3 protein-coding genes are annotated in these 9,300 nt (G+C 40.1%); all 3 read left to right on the forward strand.

Annotation, left to right across the window (positions count from 1 at the left end):
- A partial coding sequence (locus tag PHR02_RS11995) for an EAL domain-containing protein (RefSeq protein ID WP_299992352.1) occupies window positions 1–1,869 on the forward strand: 1,869 nt, incomplete at its 5' end.
- Window positions 1,870–1,880: 11 nt separating this feature from the next.
- The gene (locus PHR02_RS12000; RefSeq protein WP_299992354.1) at window positions 1,881–3,446 is read left to right on the forward strand and encodes an ATP-binding protein; all 1,566 of its coding nucleotides are present in this window, start codon (window positions 1,881–1,883) and stop codon (window positions 3,444–3,446) included.
- A gap of 51 nt (window positions 3,447–3,497) precedes the next feature.
- The gene (locus tag PHR02_RS12005) at window positions 3,498–9,263 is read left to right on the forward strand and encodes a protein kinase (RefSeq protein ID WP_299992356.1); all 5,766 of its coding nucleotides are present in this window, start codon (window positions 3,498–3,500) and stop codon (window positions 9,261–9,263) included.
- The last annotated feature ends 37 nt before the right edge of the window (window positions 9,264–9,300 follow it).

Raw genomic sequence — 9,300 nt, forward strand, 5'->3', positions numbered from 1 at the left:
TCTTTACAAGAGTATATATCCGATCTATCGAAAATAGGAATGGTTCGTTTAGAGAGGAGTCAAAAATACCAGCAGGCACTTTTAGAGTGGTCAAATCTTGATTTTGAGAACGTGCAATCATCTATCCAAAAAGCGACAGAAATATCGGCACAAACATTGAGAATTACTCGAGTTAGCCTTTGGCGAATGACGCCGGATGGGTCGATGATTGTTTGCGATGATCTTTATGATATTCGAACCAGTGAACACACGAACGGAATGATATTGTATGCTCATGATTTTCCGTTGTACTTTGGTGCGATGCAAAGAGGAGAGCTGATTATTGCTAATGATGCCCAAAATGACCCGATGACATCAGAGTTTAAGGAGATGTATCTCAAACCGCTTAATATTGACTCAATGCTTGATATTCCTATTATTCGTGGGGGAAAGGTGATAGCGGTTGTTTGTCACGAACAAGTCGATGGGATTCATCAATGGGAGCCTGAAGAGCAGGATTTTGCAATGGCGATGGCAAGTACTATGTCATTGGCACTTGAGATGGAGCGGCGTCAATCATTAGAAGAGCATTTGGATTATCGTGCTAATCATGATATTTTGACGGAATTACCGAATCGGAGACTCTTTTTGGATCGTTTGGATCAAGAGATCAAACATGCGCAGCGCTATGAACGCCATGTAGCGATTTTATTTATCGATTTGGATCGTTTTAAAGAGATTAACGATTCACTGGGGCATCTCGTCGGAGATCAAGTGTTGATTCATGTTGCCAATCTGATGCGGAGTCAATTACGAAACATAGACACCATTTCTCGATTAGGGGGAGATGAATTTTGTTTAATGGTTGATTATCTCGATGATGTACAGATTGTGAGCAAAATTGCCGACAAATTGCTCCAAATGATGCAGATACCGATTTGTATTGATAAACACGAGTTGTATGTGACCTGTAGTATCGGTATCAGTGTTTTTCCATCGGATGGCACAACTCCTGAAATGCTTCTCAGAAATGCTGACGCAGCAATGTATAAAGCCAAAAACGAGGGGAGAAATAGTTGCCATTTTTATACTCAGGATATGACAAAACGGGCGTATGAACGAGTTGCTTTGGAATCAAGTTTACGAAGAGCTCTAGAGAGAAACGAGTTTTGTGTTTTTTATCAGCCGCAAGTAGACGGTCTCTCAGAGAGATTACTAGGGATGGAAGCATTGATTCGATGGAACCATCCGGAACTTGGGTTGGTATTGCCAAATACCTTTGTTCCGTTGGCGATTGAAACCGGTTTGATAGTTGCAATGGATCAGTTTGTGATGCGCAGTGCTATGCTCCAATTCGCTCAATGGTATCGTGATGGATTACACCCGGGTATCCTGTCGCTCAATCTGACGATCAAACAGCTCAAACAAAAGGATTTTACGGTGATGCTCGAATCACTCCTGCAAGAGACACAGTGTTTGAGCGAATGGATAGAGTTTGAAGTAACTGAAAATGAAGTGATGGATAATCCAGAAGAGGCGATCCGTATTTTGACCCAAATTACCGAAATGGGGATACGACTCTCTATTGATGATTTCGGAACCGGTTATTCCTCCTTGGCGTATTTAAAACGGTTGCCGGTTCATCGGTTGAAAATCGATCAATCATTCGTACGTGATCTTCATCAAAACGATGATGATCGTGCGATTGTTAAAGCAATTATTGCCCTCTCTAAAAGTTTGAATCTTTCGATTATTGCTGAGGGTGTTGAAACGTATGAGCAAAAGGATTTTTTAATCAAAAATGGTTGTCTTCACATTCAAGGGTATTTTTATGGAAAACCAATGAGTGCAGATGACGTACTAAACTTTATTTCTAAATATAAACAGTGAAGGAACTCTATATGGTTGAAACAACTGATGCGATAAGCCTTTCACCCAAAGAGACATTAAAAGAACATTTGCGCTCGTATGATCCCCAGTACCGTTACTATAAATCTATTTTTCATCTTGCGACCGGAATGATAGCTATCACGGATGGATATCGGATCATCGATGCGAATAGAGCGTTTGTGGAGTATTTTGCTACATTAGGAATTGATGTTTTAGAACCTGAATTTGATTTTTCGACACAGTTGTTGCGTATCGATAAATATGGCTACGTCTATGAGGGGTATTTAGAACGTCCATGGTTTGAACATGTCTTATCAGGTGAAAAACATTATAAAGTCGGAATAAGCGGAAAACTCGATATTCAAACCTTTTCGATAGGATTGAATTCATTAGATGAAGAGGCGCAGGTTTATGTTTTGATGTTGTCTGATGTAACCGACATGATGAGTTACAAATGTGTTCTCGAAGAGGGGATACGCTCACGCACGCAGGAAAAAGAGGAGAGTGAGCATCGATTAAAACAATACGATGCCGCGATCGATGCCTCCAACCTCGTTTCCCGCTGTGATTTGGATGGGAAGATTATTTATGTAAATGATGCGTTATGTGAACTGTTAGGCTATCGCACGGATGAGGTGATGGGAGCCAATATCTCAATGTTCTTTGAGAGTGAGAATGAAGTGATGTGCCGACAAAACAGACTTGCCCTGCTAGAGAATGGAAAGATTTGGAAAGGGGTGATGAAACATATCGGAAAGCACGGTTCGCATCACTATTTTGCAACAACAATCGTCCCCATTATGGATATAAAAGGCTCACCCGTAGAGATCCTCTCGATACGCTATGACATCACCGAAACCGTAGCGGCTAAAGAAGAAGCGCTCCATCTCCTCCAAGCAAAAAGCAAATTTTTCGATCAGGTCTCCCATGAGTTGCGTACACCTCTAAACGCAATCGTTAATTTCACCGATCAAGCATTGGAAAGTTTTGATGAAATAGCGGATGACGAGGTGAGTGCTCAGCTGGTTAAACGCTATATTGAACGCACCTATGCGAATGCAGAACATCTGCTGGCATTAATCAACTCGTTGCTCGATATTGCCAAAATGAAATCGGGTAAAACTCGGTTTGATCTACAGAATTACAATGCAGTTGCCTTGGTTCGCGAAGCGTATGAAAACTGTACCGGTTTGCATAAAAATCGTGATCTCCTTTATACGTTTGAGTCCACTATGGCGTATATAGAGATTGTATGTGACGGTATCAAATTTAAACAGATGATTATGAACCTGATTTCGAATGCGCTCAAATTTACGACGGATGGGTTTGTACGGGTGACTGTTGTGGTGGAGGATGGAAAATGTCAGGTAGTTGTACAAGATTCAGGGATGGGGATACCATCAGAGAAATTGGGATTGATATTTGAACCGTTTGAGCAGGTACGAGATCATGGGTTTGGAACCGGTCTTGGGCTTAACATTGTACGCGAATACGGACATGCGATGGAGATAAAAATTGATGTGAATTCTGTAGAAGGAGTCGGAAGTGTGTTTAGACTTTCAACCCCTATTCGGTAATATCAATAAAATTTAGTGTTTAATAATATTTTTGAATCTTAAAGGACCCGTATGCTGAGTAGAGAGTATCAGATTATCGAAACCCTCCATGAAAATGCTGCAACCGTTGTTTATAGGGCTAGACGGATCTCTGATAACATCAATGTGATCGTCAAAATGCTTAAAGCCTCCGAGATGCGTGAATATCGGATGATGCAAATGATGAATGAGCAAAAGCTTTTACATCAGCTCAGTTTTTCCTATATTTCCAATTTACTTGAGGTCATCGCTACACCGACCGAGTATGCCCACATTTTAGAAGATGTCGGCGGTAGTTCGTTGCATGGACAGCTTTTAACCCGTACGTTTACGATTGCTGAAACTTTATATATTGCTCTTGGGGTCGCTGAAGCAATGGAATATTTGCATCGTAGAGAGATCATTCATGCTGACATCAATCCCAAGAATATCATTTATAACCCTATAACAAAAGCGGTTCAACTCATTGATTTTGGATATTCATTTCTTGATGATCGATTTAAATACAACCCTGATGTTCATGCCGGAACGTCAGGAAATCTCATGTACATGTCGCCCGAACAAACAGGAAGAACACGACAAAAAATCGATTTTAGAAGTGATCTTTACAGTTTTGGGATGACTCTCTATCACCTTTTCTCAGGGGAAGTTCCCTACAGCGCAGAAGACCGCTATGAACTTATCCATAAACAAATAGCGTTGCGCTTGCCGAATCTGGCGGGAAAAATTGAAGGCTTTCCGACAGTATTGGGGGAAATAGTCCAAAAATTGATTGAAAAAACACCAAATCTTCGTTATCAAAATGATAAAGCATTAATTTATGACCTAAAAAAAGCACTTCAATCGCTCCAGGGCGATGGGGTTATTGAACCGTTTGAAATTGCTTCCTTGGATCGCCCTTCATTGTTGAGTGTTGGAAATATGTATGGGCGTGATATAGAGATCACGAAGTTACAAGCGCTTAAAGAACGATTACCTCAGGGAGAACAAGTTTGTGTTACCCTAAGTGGTACGGGAGGAATAGGTAAAACAAGTCTTATCCAAAACTTTTTGAATTCACTCGATACGAAAACATTTTGCATCGCCAAAGGGAAATTTGATCAGAGCAAATCGATACACCCCTATGTAACGCTCAGAGATATTTTTATGCAACTCAAAGAGATGCTTACTTATAAAGAGAACATAGTAAAAATTGCTGCTATTTCACCTCATTCACTGAGTGTACTTGCCTCATTTTTTCCTGTTTTCAATGAACTTGGGATTCAAATATCACCGCTTAAACTTTCTACTGATACCTATCAGCAACTACCGCATGCACTTGGTGAATTACTGCGCGCGGTACTTTCTAAAGAGTGCTCTTTGGTGATTGTTCTCGATGATTTGCATTGGGCGGACAGAGGTTCTTTGGTATTGCTCCAAAAAAGTATCATCGATGAAGATATTGCTTATGTCCATTTATTACTCATCTACCGTGAAAAAGAATTAGAGAAAAATCTCCATGCGAAACTGTTGATGGAGCATCTCCTACAAAAAGATCAAAGCCACATTCTCTCTATCGCCCTGGAACCACTTCGGAAGGAAGATTATACACAGATGTTGCAAGAGTGGTTTTCTGATGATTTTGGCGCGGAATCTGATCTGGTCAAGCTTTTTTATAAAAAAACACTGGGTAACCCTTTTTATTTCAAATTGCTCCTTGAAAATCTTTTAGACAATGGTGCGATAAGCTTTGAACATGGTGCATGGAAAGCTGATCGTGAAAGAATACGGCATACTAGTGCTTCTGAGGATCGAAATGAATTGATCGGGATGCACTTAGGACGTCTCTCTACTGCTGCACGAGATATGTTATCAATTTTATCTTTGTTAGGAAACACTACAGAAGCAAAGATAACCAAAACGGTGCTAAAATCAATGAAATATCCGTTAGATTTACTCGATCAGCTCGATCGAGAAGGTTTGATCGATATCACCCATCATAAATACCATTTCGTTCACGATCTTTTATTTGAATACGTTTATAAAACGATTCCCTCGGATCAAAAAATCAAATTTAAAATGCTGATCGGAAAAGATCTTTATCGCCAATACCGACTTGGAATGTATCATGATGTGGTACAACTGAGCTATTTTTTGAACGAATCGTATCAGAATACTAAACGGTTACTTCCTCTGCATCGGCTAAATCTCGAAGCACTTTCGATAATGCTAAGAACACATGAATATACGTATGCTTTGAAACGGCTCATTTGGATGGAAAAGAGTGGTATGGATAGCGTACTGCATGAATCCAGCCGTTATAAATCGGAGTATGGGGTGCTGCGATTCAAAATTTTGTATCTCAATGGGCTCCATGATCAAGCCTCCTCTCAGATAGAGCGATTAATTTCTGAGGCCAAAAATATAGATGAAAATATCATCTGTTTTGCCCTGTTAAAAGATTTATGTGTCACGCAAGGAGAGGGATTTGAGAGAGCTGCAGCGTTTGGTGAGCAGGTTTTGAAAAGACTCGGATTAGCGATGGATTTGAGTACGCTTGAAAATACGATACAACGTTTAAAGGTACGAATAGAAACACATTCTCTAAGTCAGAATAGTCAAAAAATGGTGACATTGCCGATGATGAATCACCCTATGAAAAAGCAGATCGTCGAGATGTTGGTCGAATATTGGGAAAGTGTCTATTATTTGGCAGATTTACCAAGAATGCAGTGGGCATATCTCAACATAATCGATCTTTCATTCAAATATGGAAATACGAGCGGTTCAGCCTTTGGATATGTCCTCTACGGTGCAGGATTGATCTCGCAGCATCATTATAAAGAGGCCTATCGTTTCGGTGATGCCGCGATTAAAATTAACCACCGCTTTGCTGATGCTAGCATGCTTCCTAAAATATATAATTTTATGGCAAATTTTATTAGTCCGTATACCAAAGGGGTGACAGCAAATAGTGCTTTGTATCAGAAAAGTCTTCATCAGAGTAAAATTAATGGCGACATTGTTTTTGGAACTTGGGCCAATTACTTACTCCATTTCAGTCAGTTTTTTTCCGGTAGAGCACTTGATGAGTTACGTACTGACATGGAGGATGAGAGCGGATGGCTGCTCCATTCTAAAGATCAGAAAATGATTGCTATTTATCGTATTTTGCATCAAACGGTAGAAGGATATCAGCATACCAAAAATGAGAATAGATTTGATGAATTAGGTGCTATAGCATTATGGGAGGAAGAGCAGTTTTATCCAGGACTGGCGTGGTATGGGATTATCAAAGCACAAGCATATTGGTTTAGCGGCGATTTTGATGAAGCATTGAGTTATCTGAAACGGTATGTTCGGATTGAATCGAATGAAGTAATTATGTTTCCAAAACAGTACTTCCATATTTTTCGGGCATTAATTTTATTGGGTAAACCAGAAGCTTTGTCTGAAGATGAAGTACTTCTCTTGGAGCATGACCTGAACGAATGTGATAGTTATGCGAAAGCATCAGTACGACCGTTTAAATTTTGGAGACTATTGATCCGTGCTAAAAGTGCACGAGGTGCCAAAAATATTTGGGATGTTGCTAAATACTTTGAAGAAGCGATTCATGAAGCCCGGCAACAGCATAACTCGATGTATATTGCGATAAGCGCTCTGTGCAGCGCCCGTTTTTGGAAACTAAAAGGATACTCGGATATGAGCCGCTTCTATTTCAGCGAAGCCTCTATCGGTTTTAACCAATGGGGTGCGTACGCTCTATCCGCAACACTTTGTCCTGAATTACCTGTTTCGTATGAAAAAGAGACGGGTTCCTCCTCTATTGAAAATTCATCGAGCAGTTCTCTTTTACGCGCTGAACCGGCGAACTACCGTGCTCTTCTTAAATCGATTTACACCCTTTCTCAAGCGGTCGGTAAAAATGAACTGCTTGAAAATTTGATGCAGATGATTCTTCAAAATGCAACGGCAAGCAAAGCGGTTTTAGTGATCCAAGAGGGGCAACAATATTATGTTAAAGCTTCAATGGCATTGCAAGAGAGTAGGATCAATCTGCATCATCAGAAGCTAAATGAGAGTTTTTTGGTACCAAACCATATCATTAATCATACTATTACGACTGAGCATAAAGTTACCCTCAATGCACCGGCAGAAAATGGACAATTTCAATACGATGAATATTTCAAATTACATCATCCCGCATCGTGTAGTGCATTTTCCGCATCTATTGAGGGGGAAGTACGAGCTGTTTTGTATCTGGAAAACGATGAGATTACGACACCATTGAGTGAGGAAACCATTCAAACATTGAGATTATTGTTGACACAATCAGCAATTATCTATAAAAATGCTTCTTTGTATGAGATGCTTCAAACAAACGAGCACAACCTGAACAAAGCACAGCAAATTTCACATGTTGGAAGCTACCAGTATAACATGACAGCTGATGAACTTGTTTGGTCGGCAGAAACGTATCGAATATTTGAACTTGAACCGTTTTCGATGGAGATTTCACAAGAGTGGGTGATGTCACATATCCACCCAGATGATTTATCAAAGCTCCTTGATGAACAAGAGAAAATTCTCGGTGGCCAACCCTATTGCAATATCATGAATCGGATTATTACCGCAAAAGGGAATGTACGTAGTGTCCATCAACGTGCCGAGATTTATTGGGAAGAGAACCAACTTAAAATATCTGGGACTATTCAAGATATTACTGAAGCACAACATTCCGAAGCCAAAATCAAGATGCTTTCCCAAGTGGTGAATCAAACACCATTTTCGATTATTTTGACGGATGCTACGGGGAAAATCGAATATGCTAACAATCAGGCATTGTCTATGTCTGGGTATTTTTTGCACGAACTGATAGGGAAAAAAATGTCACTGTTAAGTTCCGATACGCATACGGCGGCTTTTTACACACAGTTATGGGAAACGATAGCAAATCAGCGTCAGAGTTGGCGGGGAACGATTGTCAACCGTATGAAAACCGGAGTATTACGCGATTGTGAATCGACGATTTTCCCCATCATCGGTACTCACGGTGAAATTATTAATTTTGTAACGATACAAGATGATGTGACAGAGCAAAATCTCAAAGATAGACTCTTTTTGATGCAGACCAGACAAGCACAGATGGGAGAGATGCTCAGTATGATTGCACATCAATGGCGTCAGCCATTAGCGATTATGAGTGCGTTGATCGCACGACAAAAGTTGAATATTTTATTGGAAAAAGCAACGTATGAAGATATTGGGCAAAATTTTAATGAAATGGAAGTACAGATTCAACATCTCTCGCGTACGATCACCGACTTTAAAGATTTTTTCAAGCCGGACAAACAGACATCGCTTACCAATTCTACGCTTATTGTTACTAAAGCACTAGAACTGATTGAACACGCCATTCTGACGCATGGAATAGCGCTTGAAAAAAACTTCGCAGATACGACCGAATTTAGGACGTATGAAAGTGAGTTAATCCAAGTCGTACTAAATCTTATCAAAAACTCACTTGATGCATTTGACGAAAAGCTACTGGTGCATCCAAAAATCATTTTGACAACTGCAAATGAGGGATTGAATACGATAATACAAATCGAAGACAATGCAGGAGGGATATCGGAAGAGGTTTTAGAGACATTATTTTCACCCTACGTTTCAACTAAATCGGAAAATGGAACCGGTTTGGGTCTCTATATGTCTAAAATTATTCTCGAAGAACATTGCCATGGGAGTATTGTGGCTACAAACACCTCTCATGGAGCATGTTTTACCCTCACGTTCCCCAAAAATAATCTTGATTGACCTCAGAAAAAGTCTGAGGCGATCGCTATTTCGTAAC

Origin of the sequence: Sulfuricurvum sp. (genome assembly GCF_028688295.1) — a bacterium.
In the GTDB taxonomy this organism is placed as follows: Bacteria; Campylobacterota; Campylobacteria; order Campylobacterales; family Sulfurimonadaceae; genus Sulfuricurvum.